The 17,386-nt window shown below is 43.3% G+C and carries 13 protein-coding genes; 8 read left to right on the top strand and 5 right to left on the bottom strand.

The annotated features are described in order from the left end of the window. Positions 1–42: 42 nt before the first annotated feature. From isdG to GC093_RS15230, 4 genes are read right to left on the bottom strand one after another with little or no spacing between them, the layout of a single operon-like run. Positions 43–378: a heme oxygenase gene (isdG, locus tag GC093_RS15245; RefSeq protein WP_171652743.1), complete on the bottom strand. Its 336-nt coding sequence runs from the start codon at positions 376–378 to the stop codon at positions 43–45. Position 379: 1 nt separating this feature from the next. Continuing rightward, a complete protein-coding gene (locus GC093_RS15240; RefSeq protein ID WP_171652742.1) occupies positions 380–1,171 on the bottom strand; it encodes an ABC transporter ATP-binding protein in 792 nt (263 codons plus the stop codon). Beyond that, the gene (locus tag GC093_RS15235) at positions 1,171–2,166 is read right to left on the bottom strand and encodes a FecCD family ABC transporter permease (protein ID WP_171652741.1); all 996 of its coding nucleotides are present in this window, start codon (positions 2,164–2,166) and stop codon (positions 1,171–1,173) included. Before GC093_RS15235 ends, GC093_RS15240 begins: the two co-directional genes overlap by 1 nt. Positions 2,167–2,173: 7 nt before the next feature. Beyond that, the gene (locus tag GC093_RS15230) at positions 2,174–3,151 is read right to left on the bottom strand and encodes an ABC transporter substrate-binding protein (RefSeq protein WP_171652740.1); all 978 of its coding nucleotides are present in this window, start codon (positions 3,149–3,151) and stop codon (positions 2,174–2,176) included. Positions 3,152–3,617: 466 nt separating this feature from the next. On the opposite strand from GC093_RS15230, the gene isdC reads away from it, so the two are divergent. From isdC to GC093_RS15190, 8 genes are all read left to right on the top strand, one after another. Beyond that, the gene (gene isdC / locus GC093_RS15225; RefSeq protein ID WP_171652739.1) at positions 3,618–4,379 is read left to right on the top strand and encodes a heme uptake protein IsdC; all 762 of its coding nucleotides are present in this window, start codon (positions 3,618–3,620) and stop codon (positions 4,377–4,379) included. A gap of 85 nt (positions 4,380–4,464) precedes the next feature. Further along, entirely contained in the window at positions 4,465–11,022 is a 6,558-nt protein-coding gene (locus tag GC093_RS15220; RefSeq protein ID WP_216624646.1) for an NEAT domain-containing protein, read from the top strand. A gap of 131 nt (positions 11,023–11,153) precedes the next feature. Beyond that, positions 11,154–12,041 carry a heme ABC transporter substrate-binding protein IsdE gene (isdE, locus tag GC093_RS15215; RefSeq protein ID WP_171652798.1) on the top strand — a complete coding sequence of 296 codons (888 nt, stop codon included), beginning with the start codon at positions 11,154–11,156 and terminating at the stop codon, positions 12,039–12,041. A gap of 65 nt (positions 12,042–12,106) precedes the next feature. Continuing rightward, entirely contained in the window at positions 12,107–13,090 is a 984-nt protein-coding gene (locus GC093_RS15210) for a FecCD family ABC transporter permease (protein ID WP_171652737.1), read from the top strand. Continuing rightward, the gene (locus GC093_RS15205; RefSeq protein WP_171652736.1) at positions 13,080–13,850 is read left to right on the top strand and encodes an ABC transporter ATP-binding protein; all 771 of its coding nucleotides are present in this window, start codon (positions 13,080–13,082) and stop codon (positions 13,848–13,850) included. Before GC093_RS15210 ends, GC093_RS15205 begins: the two co-directional genes overlap by 11 nt. A gap of 12 nt (positions 13,851–13,862) precedes the next feature. Further along, complete coding sequence (srtB, locus tag GC093_RS15200; RefSeq protein ID WP_376768654.1) at positions 13,863–14,801, top strand: class B sortase; 939 nt, start codon at positions 13,863–13,865, stop codon at positions 14,799–14,801. Between the two features lie 14 nt (positions 14,802–14,815). Then, entirely contained in the window at positions 14,816–16,006 is a 1,191-nt protein-coding gene (locus tag GC093_RS15195) for an S-layer homology domain-containing protein (RefSeq protein ID WP_171652735.1), read from the top strand. A gap of 217 nt (positions 16,007–16,223) precedes the next feature. After that, positions 16,224–16,829 carry a hypothetical protein gene (locus GC093_RS15190; protein WP_171652734.1) on the top strand — a complete coding sequence of 202 codons (606 nt, stop codon included), beginning with the start codon at positions 16,224–16,226 and terminating at the stop codon, positions 16,827–16,829. Between the two features lie 170 nt (positions 16,830–16,999). On the opposite strand, the gene GC093_RS15185 is transcribed toward GC093_RS15190, so the two are convergent. Beyond that, positions 17,000–17,386: an ArsR/SmtB family transcription factor gene (locus GC093_RS15185; protein WP_171652796.1), complete on the bottom strand. Its 387-nt coding sequence runs from the start codon at positions 17,384–17,386 to the stop codon at positions 17,000–17,002.

The raw sequence follows: 17,386 nt of genomic DNA, 5'->3' as shown, positions 1-17,386 counted from the left end.
TTTCACATTTGGTACGGTAAAAATTCTGCTGTATCAATGCCTTTAAGCTGGTTTATCTTGGCCTGCTGCAATCGGCTGTCTTACAATTTTTACTTCATAGAATGAGATTTTGTTCGAGACAATATACTCAGGGATTTCTCTGCCATGTGCATGGGACTCTTTGAATGCGTCACTGCGGGTCCAGGCTTGAAAGTTTTCTTTCTCCTCCCAACGGGTAACTACAGTAACCTCATCATGCTCACGCGTGTTCTCAGTTAGAAGAACCTCTAGGCCTAGAAAGCCTTCCATGTACTCTACTTTACCTACCTTATCGAAACGTTCAATAAGCTTGTGTGCATTACCTTTTGTAATTTGGGATGTGTTTGTTATGATGATCATATTAATTCCTCCTATTATTGTTTAAAGTTTTTATTGGGATAATAATGGGGTATGTATCTACGAATGTTACTTTGGCTTCAATGTTGTATACGTCTTCTAGAAAATGAGAAGATAGGATCTCGTTCGGTTTGCCAGTTACCATGACTTTCCCATTCTTCATTGCGATCAAATAATCACAGTAACTGGCAGCCTGCTGAAGATCGTGAAGCACCATGACAATCGTGATCTTAAATTCCTGATTAATCTTTTGCAGCATCTCCATCACATCTAACTGGTGGGCAATATCCAGGAATGTGGTAGGTTCATCAAGCAGGATGATAGTTGTTTGTTGTGCTAGTGCCATCGCTATACGCGCTTTTTGTTGTTCACCTCCAGATAAAGTATGGAACATGCGGTTCTCATGTTTTTTAGTGCTGGTAACTTCCATTGCCCAATCAATAATACTTGTATCGTCGGACGTTATTCGGTCGAATAACCGCTTGTAAGGGGAACGCCCATACGTAATTAACTCTCTGACTGTCAGCTCAGGAAGCGAGTGTTTGGATTGGGTAAGCATAGCTAATGTTTGGGCCAGCTCTATTGTTTTATATTCCTTAACAGGCTTGTTATTAATGAGAACTTTTCCCTTATCGGCATGAAGCAGCTGCGTAATAATTTTTAATAAAGTCGATTTACCTGAACCATTCGGGCCCACTATTGCCGTCACTTTCTCAGCTGGAATTGATACGGATATATCATGAAGCTGAAAGGAGCCTACATGAAGCTCAAGATGCTCTGTCTGAATAGCTGTCATCACATGATTCTCCGTTTCTTTAATAGATATAGAAAGAACGGGGCGCCCAAGCCTGCCAACAATATACCGACAGGAAGCTCAATGGGATCAAACCAAGAACGGGCAATCGTGTCTGCAAGGACAACCAATGTGGCTCCACCAACGATAGATAAAGGGAGTAAATAACGGTAATCTTCACCGGTCAGCAGACGTATTGCATGTGGGACTACTAATCCGACAAAACCGATTAAACCAGCTACACTGACAGCAACCCCAGCTAACAGAGCAGCTAATAAAATAATCAGCACCCTATGGAGCTCGACCTTCTGGCCGAGCAGCTTGGCTGAGTCATCCCCCAATAGCAGCAGGTTAGACGATTTAATTGAAAATGCAGATAATACAAGACCTATAATTGCATAAGGGGCCATGAACTCAAGATGATGCCAGCTCCGTCCGCTTAGTCCGCCTGCCAGCCAAGGCAGTACAGCTTGAACCCGGTCGCTGAATAAGACCATAATTCCGTTCATGATGGCTCCTAATAGAGCATTAATCGCAACACCGGCTAGAATAATTTTTAAGGGGGATGCCCCTTTATCCCAAGCCAACATGTAAATAATAACAGCGGTGATAAATGACCCAGCGAATGCTAGAACAGGAAGCAGGTAGCTGAATTGCGGTAATACAATCATTGCTATAATGGCTGCCAGACCTCCGCCAGCAGAGACTCCGATAATTCCCGGGTCAGCTAACGGGTTCTTCATAACTCCTTGAAGCAGAGCTCCGGAAGCAGCTAAGCATGCTCCAGTTAATAGTCCAATCAGCACTCTTGGGAGTCTTAAATTCATGATGATTTTTTCATGGACGGGTTGGCCGTGAGAGGTGAACACCGCCCAAATTTCTTGGAATGATATAGGAACTGAACCATAGGTCAGGCCATAAAAAGCTACAATAAGAAGGAGCAGTGGAGCCGCAATTAAAACAAGTTTTCTTCGAGAATTTCGCTGTTGTATATTCATATTCTCATCACTTCACAGCTTGAAGCAGCTTATTCATCATATCAAGTGCCTCAATTACTTTAGTACCTGGATTCGTGCCGAACAGATCAGCAGGTAAAATTTCGATTTGATTATTTTTTACAGCATCCATACTGCTCCAAGCTGCATTCTGCTGCATTTCCTTTAAAAATCCATCTCTCACTTTTTCCGGATTCCCATGGCTCATAATCAAAATAAGCTGCGGGTTCGATTTCATAATTTTCTCTGTATCTAACTGGGCATATTGCGGATAGCTATCCAGCTTGGGGTAGTCGGCTGCAATATTCTCTCCCCCAGCCGAGACTACTATATTGCCGCTCAATGAATTGTTTAAAGCAGCCATATAGGTACCGGGAGCGCCATATACTAGTAAGACTCGCGGCTTAACTGTGGCAGAGTTCGATTTCAGATCTTTCAATTTTTGATCAATCGCTTGGTTCAATTGCGCAGCTTTATCGTCTTTTTGCAGCATTTGACCGAATAGTTGAATTTGCTTCATCACTTCTTCTATAGAATTTGCATTAGTTAAGACCATCTTAGAGCCGATGCCCTCAAGAGCAGGGATATCTTTGGTATTTAGCGGATTATTGCCTAGCACAACATCAGGACTAAGGTAGGCTACTTTCTCCAGATCCAGGCCATGTGTTGAGCCGACTTGCTCCACATTTTTGGCTTCTTGTATGGAAACAGGGCCAGTTGCAGTTGGTCTGCCGACAAGTGTACCTCCAAGAGCATAGATAATATCCATCTCGCCGTTGCTTAATGCTACTATTTTTTGCGGCACCGTATTGAAGGTTACCTTGCGGTTGGCAAAGTCTGTAAGGGTTACAGCCTTAGAGCTGGACGGGTCCTGAGTGGAATTGGTGATATTGCTAGCCGTATTGGCTGAACTATTAGATGCTGTTTGGCCACAGGCTGTTAATCCTATCAGTGAAATAGCCATGAGGATAAACAAAGATTTCTTCATAGGAGTTCTCCTGTTTCAGTTAATTGTTATTGTTGATAATGAATATCATTATTAACTACAGATTGAATGATAATGAATATCATTATTGATGTCAACGTATATTTTTGGAATCAACTGGAATCTTCGTTTATGAGTGAATTCATACTAAATTAATAAAATGGGTTGACAGTTTTCCAGAATTTAAGCTAATATCTACTCGTGACTGTTGTTATCTGCCTAAATTTTACCATATTGAACAAGGGGGTTAGAATGGCTTAGGTTAAAAAGCTCAAAAACAGCATTGGAAAGGACATTTTTTTTGATCATATAGTGAGAATGGTTATCGTTTGGATAGTTGCTTTGAGGATTGAAATGGGGTAAATGCGAAGGAGTTAATATTTTTTTTGAGATTTATTGATAATGATTATCGTTATTATCGAATATCATTTTTAAAATTTGTCGTTAGAAATGATGGAGGAAAACACAAGTGAAAAGATGGTTAGCTGTTTCAACTTTATTATTTACGTTACTAGCAACGCTTTTTGCACTACCGGAGGCGTATGCTGCTGCCAAATTGTCCGATGGGACTTATACCGTTGATTACTCCGTAAAAAAGGCAGAGAATGATTCGGCTTCCATGGCCAACGATTATTTCGAAAAGCCAGCCAAGGTATTTGTCAAAAATGGTGAAATGAATGTTCAGCTCCAAATGAATCACAGCAAATGGATTACCCTATTCAAGGTTCCAAGTGGTGCAAGCTTTGTAGATGCTCCTGTAGTAAGCAGCGACAAGGCTGAAGACACACGAGTAGTAAGCTTCAAAGTGGATGACTTGTCCAAACCTTTACTATCGAAAATTCACGTTACAGTCGAGTCAATTGATTATGACCATGACTACACGATTCGTTTTGTATTTGATGAGAAAAGCATCAAGAACATAGGGGCTAGCGATGCGGCTGCAGCGAAGCCTGCTGTAGAAGCTCCGGCAGCAGCAAGCTCAAGTGCAAGCAAGGTAGTGGAGCCTGCGTCGAAGCAGCAGCCGACAGCAGTTGTGAAGGATGCGTCCGCGAAGAAAGCTTTAACTGCAGCAGCAGGCAGCCAAGCGGCTTCCAGCGCGGATAAAAGCAAGCCAGTAGTTGTGAATCCGCAAACAGGCGACACGGCACCCATCACTATGCTGATCCTTTTGTTGGCTGTATCCGGTATGTTCCTTGGCTACAAAATTAATTCAAGAAAGTCCAAGGTATAATCTCGGATACAGATAGTACCATCCTAGAGAACTTTAACTTCGGGAAGGATTTATCAGACTTTATAGGCAGAAGGAGAGAATCATATTGAATAGGCAATTCAAGAAAATAATGTCCAGTTTACTCATATTTTTTGTATTACTGGCGGGGATTCCGTTACCGGCTGCTATGGCAGCAGATGAACCTGTTGTTAATTTAACATCCACCACAAGTTCAGTTTATGGAGGGAATAAGCTAACGGTATGGCAGTCTATTGGTAATATAACGAACAGCGTGTATCAGCAAGTCTATGGATACGAAGCAAAAGTTTCCTTTGATTCGAGTAAGCTGGAATTATCCACTGTTTCAACGCAAACCAAATTTAATACCCCGCAAAAAGTCGAAATTTCATCAGGCAGCTATAGGTTTACTACAGATCTGAAGAATGTTAATTCGCCTATTGCTCTGACAACAAGCTCGATTAACTTTTTAGGAATAACTGTCCAATCTAAAGCAGTAACACAGGTTACGACGGCTACAATCACTGCGAGTGATATTTATATTATTAATAAAGATGGCAACAAATTGAAGGTTGCGGATGTCTCTTATACCGTGACAATTAATCCAGCAGGAAATAAAGACCAACTTAAGGTGTTGGTTGCAGGTACAGGCACAGCTAGAGAAGGAGTTTGGAATGGACAGTATCCGGTTGGCTCCATGACAGCCTTCACGACCGTTTATAATGCATCCCGATCCCTTGCAACTGGTAATGAGACCTCGCAAGAAAAGATAGATCAACAGTATGCTGCACTGCAAGCGGCTTATACAGCGTTGCAAGCTAACGTCATTACAAATAATCCTGTTCCGACACTTCCTGACGGCGAATACAGTCTTGGATACACGATTTATAAAGAACTAACGAATGAGCAATCAGTTATGAACTCTTACGTTGATCCTAACAGCGGAAAGCTAACAGTTCAAGGTGGTAAAAAGTACGTTTCGTTCACCTTGAAACAACATGCAGAAATTTTATCATTGAAGACTAAACAAAACGGTATTTTGGTCGAAACAGATAAACTAAACGAGAACACAGCCAACAATACCAGGATTGTTAAATTTGAAGTTACCGATTTGTCCAAAAGAATGGATGGGTGGGTTAAGATTTATTGGGATCTAGGTCCGCCTATTGGTATCTATGACAATGAGTACAATATTGAAATTGGCTTTAACAATATTGGCTTGGCTGAAAAAGGACAGCTGAATTCGACTATTGCTGACGCGCAAGCGAAGCATGCTGCAGCAGTTGAGGGATCAGCGAATGGAGAGTACCCTGTAGGTTCAAAGGCTACATTGCTTACAGCTATCACAGCAGCACAAACGGTGGCTTTGAATACAACATCAACACAAGCACAGGTGGATCAAGCAGTAGTGACGCTGCAAGCAGCGGTAACGGCATTCACAACTTCAGTGGTTAATCCAAGCTTGGCAGACGGCCAATATATAATCGATTTTGCAACGCTAAAAGAAACTACAGATGCAGAGTCGACGATGAACAGCTACTTCCTGAGACCAATCAAATTAAACGTACAACAGGGAGTTAAGAAAGTATCGTTCACATTGAAGGATACCAAGACGGTAACAAGCTTGAAGGTGGAGAAAGACGGTGTTTTTACAGAAACCGACATATTAAGCACCGATACAGCAGCCAACACTAGAGTTGTAGAGTTTGAAGTCGCAGACCTCAAGACAATTCTGAGAGCCAAGGTGCATGTATCGACTCCTATGGGTAATGGTACATTTTACGAAATGGATCACATCGTCCGCTTGAAATTTAATTCCATTGACACAGCAATTAATGTGACGACTTTAAAAACGTTAATCGCTAGCGCTCAAACGAAGCATGACGCAGCAGTCGAGGGAACGGCTAACGGCCAATATGCAGCAGGCTCCAAAGCGATTTTGTTGAGTGCAATCACAGCTGCAAATACAACACTATCGAGCACAACATCAACACAAGTACAGGTAGATCAAGCAGTAGTGACGCTGCAAGCAGCGGTAACGGCCTTTAATGCTTCCGTTGTTACAACACAACCAAATACCGATGTTTATGATATTGGTTTTAAAATCTTTAAAACCAATTCAGATGAAGCATCCGTCATGTATGACTATGTAGATAAAACAAGCGGTAAGCTGACGCTGAAAAACGGTAAGAAGTATGTATCCTTTGTTTTAAATCAAAATGCGGAAATATTGAGTTTCAAAACAAAGCTGAACGCGAGCTCATCCTTAGTTGAAACAACAACAGCTAGCACCGATACAGCAGCTAATAAAAGAACGGTTGAATTCGAAGTCGAGGATTTGACAAAAAAAGTTGACGGTTGGGTGAAGATTTACTGGGTACTTCCTGCTCCAATCGGTATCTACGATCACGAGTATGATGTTCAAGTTGGTTTCAGTAACCTGCCTTCAATTCCTGAACCAGCAAATAAAGCTATACTGAGCACTCTGATTTCAAGTACGCAATCGAAGCATGACACAGCTGTAGAAGGAACATCAGATGGTCAATATCCAGCGGGCTCGAAGGCTGTATTGCTTACGGCTATCACAGCAGCTCAAACGGTGGCTTCAAATGCAGCAGCAACGCAAGCACAGGTGGATCAAGCGGTAGTGACGCTGCAAGCAGCGGTAACGACTTTTACTTCATCGGTTATTAAAGTCAGCATTACAGACGGTGAATACATAATCGATTTCACCACACTCCAAGAAACTACAGATACAGCTTCCTCCATGAACGGTTACTTCCTAAGACCAATCAAGCTAAACGTAAAGCAGGGAGTTAATAAGGTATCGTTTACGTTGAAGGACAGTTCGATAGTAACGAGCTTGAAGGTGGAAAAGAATGGTGTTCTTACTGAAACCTCGATACTTAGCACGGACACAGTGGCCAACACAAGAGTCGTGGAGTTTGAAGTAGCGGATTTCAATGCCATTATGAAGGCTCAGGTACATGTATCGACAATGAATAATGGAGCACCTTACGAAAAGGATCACAATATTCGCTTGAAATTCAATTCGGTAGGTACAGAAGTTAATATTACTGCTTTAAATACACTTATTGTCAACGCTCTAGCGAAGCACGATGAGGCTGTGGAAGGAATAGCAGTCGGCCAATATCCAGCAGGTGCTAAAGCCACGCTGCAAACAGCCATTAATCAGGCCAAAGCAACAGCAGGAAATGCAGCAGCAACGCAAACGCTGATTGATCAAGCAGGAGCTGCACTACAAGCTGCACTAACTGTATTCAATGCTTCTGTCATTAGTACTAGTCCCGGAGGAGCGGGATCTCTGGGTGATGGCGAGTATAACATTGATTATACGATCTACAAAAAAGGTACGAATGAAGAATCCGTCATGTATGAGTATGTCGATCCCAAAAGCGGCAAATTAGTAGTTCAAGGCGAAAAAAAATATGTCTCATTTACATTGAAGCAAAGCGCCGAAATCTTGAACTTTAAGACAAAGAAAAACGGTGCGCTGGTTGAAACAACAACGGTAAGCAGTAATCCTACATCGAACACAAGAGTCATTCAATTCGAAGTAGATGATCTGAAAGCAAGACTGGACGGATGGGTGAAGATTTACTGGCAAGTGAACCCTACATTCCTCTATGACCATGAGTACGATGTAGAAATCGGGTTCAGCAATATACAGGTAACCGATCCGGGAACAGAATACAGCTTGAATTTCACAGCACTGCATGCGACTAAAGACGAAGTTTCATCGATGAACGGTTATTTCATTAAGCCAGGTAAATTAACCGTCCAACAAGGCAAGAAGAAGGTAAGCTTTACTGTAAATCAGAGCACGATAGTTCCTAGCTTCAAAGTAGAACAAAACGGTGCCTTAGTTGAAACAGCCGTTGTTAGCACAGATACAACAGCGAATACAAGAGTGGTTGAATTTGAAGTAGGTGATTTAACTGCACTGCTCAATGCTAAGGTACATGTTTCCACTAAGCTACCTAATGGTAATCCTTATGAAATGGATCATAGTATTCGGTTGAGGTTTGATGTAGGCAGCAATACACAATTGAACGCTCTAATTACGGATGCACAATCGAAGCATGACGCAGCTGTGGAAGGAACAGCAGATGGCCAGTATCCTGCAGGTACTAAAGCCACGCTCCAAACAGCAATTAATCAGGCCAAAGTAACAGCGAGTAATGCAGCAGCAACACAAGCACAACTTGATCAAGCGGTAGCTGCACTTCAAGCAGCACTAACGACATTCAATGCTTCTGTCATTAGTAGTAGTCCTGAAACGTTGCCGGAAGGCGAATACAACATAGCTTATACCATTTATAAAAAAGGCACGAATGAAGAATCCGTTATGTATGAGTATGCCGATCCAAAAAGTGGAAAGTTATTAGTTCAAGGTGGTAAAAAGTATGTCTCATTCACATTGAAGCAAAGCGCCGAGATTTTGAACTTCAAGACCATGCAGAATGGAGCTTTGGCTGAGGCAGCTACTGCAAGCAGCGATGCACTAAATAACACTAGAGTCGTTAAGTTCGAGGTCAATGATTTGAATAAACGTTTGGACGGATGGGTGAAAATCTATTGGCAGGTGTCCCCTACGTTCCTCTATGACCATGAGTACGATGTTGAAATTGGATTCAGGAACATAACCGTAGATATGACCAAACCGGTAAATGATGGTCAATACAACTTTGAGTTTACCGCAGTGCCAGATGACCCAACTGCAGCTCCGGTGAACACCTATGTCGATACTGCTGGTAGCCTAAAGATTCAAAATAGCAAAAAAACAGCAACGATTAAATTAAAAAACGGAGTAACAGTTAAGAAAATTTTGCAGCTGAACTCTGACGGTACGGTTAACAAGGAACTTACACCACAGTATTCCGCAAAACAATCAGGTCTTGTAAGGGTACTTGCTAATGAGACGGGTACTTCAAATTATCAATTTGAATTGGAGGATCTGACTGCAAAGTATGAAATGCATTTACTTTCAGGAGGCGTAGAGACATCCTATAAGCTGCAATTCAGCAGCGTGTCTCCAGTCGGTAAACTTGAGGATATAACAAAACCGGATGGCAACGGAAGCAATCCAGGAAATCCAGGGAATCCAGGGAAATATATAGCTGACGGCACATACAGCTTAAATTACAGGGTTTTAAAATATGAAACGGATCGAAATTCGGTTATGCAGGATTACGTTGTGACTCCAGGGTACTTGACAGTTTCAGGAGGTAAGCAGTATTTCTCCATGACGCTAAAACAAAGCAAAGAAGTTACAGCGTTAAAAACAGAAAATAACGGTTCCTTAACAGACGTTGAGGTAGTTGAAAGGAACAATGAAAAAAATACTCGCCTAGTTAAATTTGAAGTCAAGAATTTGTCATCGAGGTTAAAGGGTTGGGTTAAAGTCGACTGGGCGGAAATTAATTATTTCCATGAGTACGATGTGGAATTTTCCTTCGACGAATTAAGCCTCAAGAAGATTAGCTCAGACGCTGTATTAGGCGGTGGAGCAGGAGCAGCTGTAGCATCGTTGAAGAATGGTGAGTACGATCTGGGCTTCCAAGTATTGCAACATAAAAACACTCTGGAATCCAAATACAATGATGTAGTAGCTCATCCTGCCAAATTGATTATCAAGGATGGCAAGAGAAGTGTGGCTATTACAATAAATGATCATAAGTTAGTTGACGATTTCAAAGTTGAAACGGAAAAAACAGCTGCAAATACTTCAGACTCAAGCGCAGCTGCTACTGTAACAAAGACTATGGAATCTGCAACTGTAGTAAGCAAGGACGAAGAAGCTAACACACGTGTTGTAAGTATGGAAACAAAGGATTTAACAGCTCCAGTTCATGTTCAGTTAGACATTGTTATACCACCGACTGAAGCTGACTTGGAGGAGCATAAAAAAGCTGTAGAGAAAGCGGCGGCAAACAATTCGGATGATGGTTATATCCCTATGCTTCAGAAGAAGCTTGAAAAGGTAGATGTTGATTTCATCTTTGATATGGATGCGCTTGGCAAAAAGGCTGAGGAACAATTGACTGCAACAGAGCCTTCGACTGAAAATCCAACTGCACCGGTTGCACAAGCAGGCTTGAATGATGTTCAAGGACATTGGGCAAAAGCGTCGATTGAACGTGCGGTCGGGTTAGGTATTGTCAACGGATATGAAGACGGTAGTTTCCGTCCTGACGGTGAAATAAGTCGTGCTGAATTCACTGTATTGATCGGTCGTGCGCTTAAACTGGAAGGTAAGCAATCAGAGCTGAATTATACCGATCTTGCCAGCATTCCAACATGGGCTAAGTCTAACCTGGAGCAAGCCGTAGGCGCAGGTATTATTAGCAGCTATGAAGACGGTACCTTCCGAGCTGAGCGCAAAATCACGCGTTCAGAAATCGCGGTTATGATTGTTCGTGCCTTGGGGCTTCCACTTGATTCCAAGGAAAGCATGTCTTTCACAGATGCGAAGCAAATTCCAGATTGGGCTTCTTCCCAAGTTGCAGCAGCAGCTAAGAAGGGGATTATCAACGGAAGAGACAACAATCTGTTTGCTCCGAATGCGAGTGCAACAAGAGCGGAAGCTGTAACCTTGATCTTGGCTCTTCTTAACCACAAGTAGTTTTGATAATGATTCATACAAACCTTAGGTAGCTTATATGAACGGGGATGCCAGGCAGCTGGCGTCCTCGGTATTTTTTTGCTTATACGATAAAGGGCTTTTAATTGAAGTGAAAGGAGATAGTGTAGGTGATAAACAAACTCATTAGTGTTGTGGTGATTACTGCCTTGATATTCGTAATTGCGGGCTGTTCATCAGGTATGGAAGGCGCGACTGCGGATATGGCTCCGAATGCAGATGGTCATACAGCAAAGCGTGTCATAGCGACTACTGTAGCAGCAACCGAAATTATGGATGCACTCGAGGTTGAATTGATCGGTATTCCGAAGAGCTACAAGAAGCTTCCCGAACGTTATAACAGCGTTACTCAGGTAGGCAATCCGATGAGCCCTAGCATGGAAGTGGTTAAATCACTCGATCCGTCCGAGGTCCTATCTGTAACAACCTTGGAATATGACTTGGCGCCGATGTTTAAAAATGCGAATGTGGAAGCCAAATTTTTGGATTTAACAAGTGTTGACAAAATGAACAAGGAAATTATGGGACTGGGAAATAAGTATGACAGAGCTAAACAAGCGGAAGCCCTTATCAACAAATTTAATGTCAAGATGGCTCAAATCAAAAAGGATACGGAAGGTAAAAAAGTACCGTCTGTTCTCATTTTATTGGGAGTGCCGGGCAGCTATTTGGTTGCAACGGAGAACTCCTATATCGGGGATCTTGTGAAGCTGGCGGGCGGTAAAAATGTGGTGCAAGGTGAAAAGGTAGAGTATCTCGCATCCAATACCGAGTATTTGCAGCAGGCTAATCCCGATGTGATACTAAGAGCTGCTCACGGAATGCCGGAGGAAGTCATCATCATGTTCGACAAGGAGTTCAAGAAGAATGACATCTGGAAGCATTTTGATGCTGTGAAAAATAATAGAGTTTATGATTTAGAGGAAGAGTTATTCGGAACGACGGGAAATCTGGCTGCTACGCAAGCGCTGGATGCTCTAGTAAAGATGCTGTATCCATAAAGGTACGGAATCGCTTGACAGCAGGCGGATCGGGTATCTTATTTTGTGTAAAAAGGAAGTTAGCAATGAACAAAAAATGGTTGAGTGTGATAGCAGTCGTCATCCTGCTGGTTGTAGTGACCCTTATATCGGCAACTACAGGGAGCATAAAGGTGAGCAGCCTGGACCTGATCCAAGGATTGTTCACCGGCACGAATAAAAGTGTTCAGATCATCAAAGACCTGCGTTTACCACGCATTATTATTGCCTTATTTGTTGGGGCGGCATTGGCTGTATCGGGTGTACTTCTTCAAGCTGTTATGAGAAGCCCACTGGCGGATGCGGGAGTTATTGGTATATCCTCGGGCGCTGGCTTCTTGTCCTTGCTGTTTGTCACCCTATTTCCGAAGTTTTTCTTCTGGCTGCCGTTGTTCGCTTTTGTAGGAGGGGCGATTGCTTGTTTCCTCGTCTATTCGCTCTCATGGAAAGCAGGACTTAGTCCGATCCGGATTATTCTAGTGGGAATTGCGGTCAACGCTACCTTTACGGGATTAGGACAATCGTTTAATTATAGGGGCAGCTATGCAGTAACAAGCATTAATCAGGCGACAACCTCTATATTTACGATGAAAACCTGGAATGACGTTGAAGTGATGGTCGCCTACGGCTCTATCGGATTAATCCTATCTCTGATGCTATGCTCCTGGTGCAATCTTCTATCCCTGCAGGATAAATCGGCTAAAAATTTGGGGCTAAACGTAACGCGGGCCCGCTTGATTGTTTCCATAGTAGCTGTAATGCTGGCGGCTATTGCTACGGCTATCGGTGGCCTTATCGCTTTTGTAGGGCTACTTATTCCTCACATTGCGCGGCTGCTGGTCGGCTCGGACCATAAAATTCTGATCCCGTTCTCAGCGCTTGCTGGTGCACTCCTGATCTTGTCAGCGGACACCTTGGGACGTACAATCCTTGTCCCGTCAGAGGTTCCTGCCTCTATTATTATGACGGTTATCGGCGGCCCCTTCTTAATATTTCTACTTAGAAAGAGTGAACGAATCCATGGAAATTAAAGATGTTACGTTTTCTTACGATAAAAAGACCGATCATCTGAAATCTGTGAGGAGCCTCATTGAAATTGGAAAAATAACAACAATTATTGGCCCGAATGGCTGCGGCAAATCTACGCTTCTGGGAGTTATGTCTCATAATAACACCCCTCGCAGCGGGCAAGTGATTCTAGACGGCAAGTCTATTAACACCTACAAGCCCAAAGAGCTTGCCAAGAGGCTGGCCGTTGTTCACCAGCATAACGATGCCCCTTCCGACCTGACGGTTGAAAAGCTGGTTAGCTTCGGACGGATGCCGCATAAGAACTTATTTACCCCAAATGCGGATGAGGATGAAGGAGCTATCGAGCAAGCGTTAACCGCCACGAATCTATTGGCTAAACGTAAATTGACCATTGATCAATTATCGGGTGGCGAGAGGCAAAGAGTATGGATTGCTATGGCATTAGCGCAAACGACACCCTTTTTATTTTTAGATGAGCCCACCACTTATCTTGACATTTATTACCAATATGAATTGCTGGACTTAATAAAAAGCCTGAACGCCGAACATGGCTTAACCATTGTGATGGTCCTACATGATATTAATCAGGCAATTCGTTACAGCGACAGCATTATGGTTATGAAAAGCGGACAGATTGTGTTGAGCGGTTCACCTCAGGATGTAATCACGGAGGCCACGATCAAAGCGATATATGGGGTGGACGTGATCATTAAGCAGGATCAGGCCGCAGGCTTGTACATGGTACCAATAGGTATTTAAAAAGGTGATGACGTGAGTAAATTTCATTGGATAATATCTCTTAAAGCCAAACTTTCGTATAGCAAAAAAATCGGCTTCCCGGAATTAGTAACGCTGCTGGCGTTAGGCGTGTTTCTATTCTCGTTCATCGAGCTGAGCAGTGTGGCGATGGGTTACTTTGAGAATCGAAAAGCTTTGACCGAGGCACAATCGGTTTATTATAGCAGCCTTGAGGGGACAGAGCAGGACGCCGCTTCCGAGGCCGCTATTAAGGTCGAAGATAAGTCCGATACCCGACCCTTAACTGTCCGACCATCGTTCCATGGTTTGCTTACGGTCAACCCGGATATTACAGGCTGGTTAAAAATTGCCGACACTCTAATCGATTATCCAATCGTTCGGGCTGAGGACAACGAGTATTATTTATCCCGTAATTATAAACGTGAGGATGCGAAGGCCGGGAGTATTTTCATGGATTTTAGGAACGATGTGACTACGGATAGCTCGAATACGATTTTGTATGGTCACCGAATGAAGGATGGCTCGATGTTTGGAGATTTGAAGAAATATATGAACCGGGATTTTTTTGAAACCCATCGACGGATCTCTTATGACACGTTATATGCGAGTTATGACGTCGAAGTTTTCTCCGTCTACTATACCACAACAGATTTTAATTATATTGAGACGGAATTTAGCGGCCCTGAAGATCGGCTCCAGTTTTACGATAGTATCCGCCAAAGGTCCATGTACAAGTCGGAAGACACACTGACTGAGCAGGACCGTTTATTAACCTTATCTACCTGTGATTACACCTTGGACCCGAATGAGGGAAGACTCGTTGTGCATGGAAGGCTTGTGGAGAAGCAGAAAGAAATGCATAGCGGAAATGATGTGAGATATGCAAAAGGAGAAGTAAATGCTAGCACATCCGGTGCTGTGGCAGTAAACAATGAGGCAGTAAAACAATGAAGGAGGCAATCCATATGAAAAGTCCATTTAACAAAGTTATGTCCAGTGTATGTCTATTTTCTCTGCTGGTTTCAGCAGCGCCAATCTGTACGGTGTGGGCCGCAGACGTACCGTCATCCGCATCCGTTGCCAATTCGAGTTCGAGTACCAGTTCACTAAAAGACGGTATATATTCAATGAATTATGTAATCAAGAAGTTCAGTACTGAACAGAATTCGGTTATGCAGGATTATGTGATTAACCCCGGAAAGTTAACCGTAACGGGAGGCAAACAATATTTCTCGTTCACTCTTAAGCAAAGTAAAGAGAATACGGCATTCAAAACCGAGTTTGACGGCGTATTGAAGGATACGAAGATCATCGCCACCAATGAGGTGAAAAATACGCGAGATGTTCAATTTGAGGTCAAGGATTTGTCTAAGAAGCTTAAGGCTTGGGTCAAGGTTGATTGGGCTGCGTTCAATTATTTCCATGAGTATGATATAGAGATTTCCTTTGATAAAGCTAGCGGACAACGGATAAGCGATGTTTCAGTTGATAAAGGAGACTCAGCGGCAGGCTCAGCACCAAGTACAGCACCAGGGGGAAGCGGCCAATCAACATCTAAGGATCAGCCGAAGGCTATCGAGTCAGTAACACCAACTCCCGCCAAACCAACAGCACCAGCTCAAGTTTTAATTGACGTAGATAGCCACTGGGCTAAAGCATCAATTGAACAGGCGGTAGCATCAGGTATTGCCAATGGTTACGAGGATGGTAAATTTAAGCCTGAAGGCGAAATTAGCAGATCCGAATTTACAGTACTAATAAGTCGCGCCTTAAAGCTGGAAGGTAAAAAAGCTGAATTAAATTATTCGGATCTTAACCAAATTCCGCAGTGGGTTAGACCTCATCTTGAGCAGGCTATCGGTGCAGGAATTATTAGCAGCTATGAAGATAATACCTTCCGCCCTGACCGTAATATTACCCGAGCGGAAATCGCGGTTATGATTGGGCGTGCACTGGGGCTTCAACCTGATGGGAATGAGAAGTTAACATTTGCAGACGAACAGCAAATTCCACAGTGGGCCTATGCCCAGGTTGCAGCAGCGTCGAAGCTCGGCATTATTAATGGCAGAGATAATAATCTCTACGCTCCCAATGCCAGTGCTACCCGAGCTGAGGCGGTTACATTAACTTTGGCGCTTTTAAAAAATGTGAAATAAAGTGAATCTTTAATAAACAACCGCAAGTATTGGCCAAACCTCTTCATATATCCCTTGATCGTTCGTGATTCTGTTAGGGCAAGTGGGATCTGGCAGGACTATAGGTTTAATTCAGGTGAACTATAGACAATCCGGGCTCAGTTTATTAAAGTTAAATTAGCTATGCGCTTGATTCATAAATGCAGAGCTATTCTTTAAGATCAGAGGAGAACGATGTATGAAACAGATGTTTAAAAAGGTCATTATTCCTACTATAGCACTTAGTCTGGTGTTTATGCTTCCGGCAAGAGCGGTTGAGCCTTCGCTATCTGCCAGCACACAGCAGCAAGCAGCACTGCCGAGCGAAATAGCCTTTCAAATTCCTATGAACACATATTGCAGCTCGGAGAACTCGCTGGATTTTTCATTCCAATTATCCAATGCTTTATCGACAACGTCTGATTTAACCTTGTATTTGTATGGTCAAGATGGGTCCTCATTTAATGAAGAAGGTTCTTCATACCGTGAAATACAATCCAGTATTGTGCCTGGAAAAGCCTTTCAGTTGAAGGCGAACGCTACTGGGACCTACCATATCAATTTCGGCAATCACAAAAAGTGCAGCGAACGATTGTATATGGGGAAAATTGTAGCTAATTCAGGTCAAGCCTCCGTGCTGGCAAGGGGATGGGTTGAAGTAAACGGCAGATTTGAAGATGTCACCGTAAATGGCAACAACAAAGTGGACCTTGCTGTTGCGGCCCCCGCAGCTTCTGCGGCTCCCAAAGCACCTACAGCAGAGCCAGCTGCTGCTTCCGCAGTAGAGACTACTTTACAGCCTTAGAAACATCTATTAACCGCGGCGACAGGGGCGAGATTTAGCGCTCCGCATTACGCAGCAACAATGGTAATATCGATTAAAAGAGCGCCAAACGAAATGGAAACCCTCCTAACCCACTTTTAAAGTGGATTAGGAGGGTTTTTCGTAAGTATACTTCTATGGGTTGAAAGGGTTTAGTCAGATTTGTCCTTAGCTCGTCCCTCGATAACGCTGAGTCCTTCGGGACTCCCGTTATCAGATGCTTCATTTTCCACCAAGTGCTTCAGTACATTCAGCTTATTTTCCCAGAAGCGTTCATAATAGGCAAGCCAGCGCTTCAGCTCTAGCAGAGGCTCCGCCTGAAGACTATACCGCGTTTCGCGTCCAACCTTCTGCTCCTTCACAAGTCCAGCATCCGACAGTATGCGCAGATGCTTGGAGACAGCCGTACGGCTCATCGGAAAGTGGCCGCTGATAACCGTAACCGGCATTTCTTGATCGCTGAGCAATTGCAGCAGCTTGCGGCGGGTTGGATCAGCGATGGCTTGAAACACATCATGCTTGGGAGCAGCGTCAGCCAT

Origin of the sequence: Paenibacillus foliorum, assembly GCF_013141765.1 — a bacterium.
Taxonomy (GTDB): Bacteria; Bacillota; Bacilli; order Paenibacillales; family NBRC-103111; genus Paenibacillus_S; species Paenibacillus_S foliorum.
The sequence above is the reverse complement of the archived record's forward strand: the minus strand, read 5'-3'. Positions and strand labels throughout refer to the sequence as shown.

Excerpts from the sequence above, each read along its gene's own strand:
- isdG (WP_171652743.1), bottom strand. The coding sequence starts at position 378 with ATGATCATCATAACAAACACATCCCAAATTACAAAAGGTAATGCACAC.
- GC093_RS15240 (WP_171652742.1), bottom strand. The coding sequence starts at position 1,171 with ATGACAGCTATTCAGACAGAGCATCTTGAGCTTCATGTAGGCTCCTTT.
- GC093_RS15235 (WP_171652741.1), bottom strand. The coding sequence starts at position 2,166 with ATGAATATACAACAGCGAAATTCTCGAAGAAAACTTGTTTTAATTGCG.
- GC093_RS15230 (WP_171652740.1), bottom strand. The coding sequence starts at position 3,151 with ATGAAGAAATCTTTGTTTATCCTCATGGCTATTTCACTGATAGGATTA.
- GC093_RS15210 (WP_171652737.1), top strand. The coding sequence starts at position 12,107 with ATGAACAAAAAATGGTTGAGTGTGATAGCAGTCGTCATCCTGCTGGTT.
- GC093_RS15205 (WP_171652736.1), top strand. The coding sequence starts at position 13,080 with ATGGAAATTAAAGATGTTACGTTTTCTTACGATAAAAAGACCGATCAT.
- GC093_RS15195 (WP_171652735.1), top strand. The coding sequence starts at position 14,816 with ATGAAAAGTCCATTTAACAAAGTTATGTCCAGTGTATGTCTATTTTCT.
- GC093_RS15190 (WP_171652734.1), top strand. The coding sequence starts at position 16,224 with ATGAAACAGATGTTTAAAAAGGTCATTATTCCTACTATAGCACTTAGT.
- GC093_RS15185 (WP_171652796.1), bottom strand. The coding sequence starts at position 17,386 with ATGGCTGACGCTGCTCCCAAGCATGATGTGTTTCAAGCCATCGCTGAT.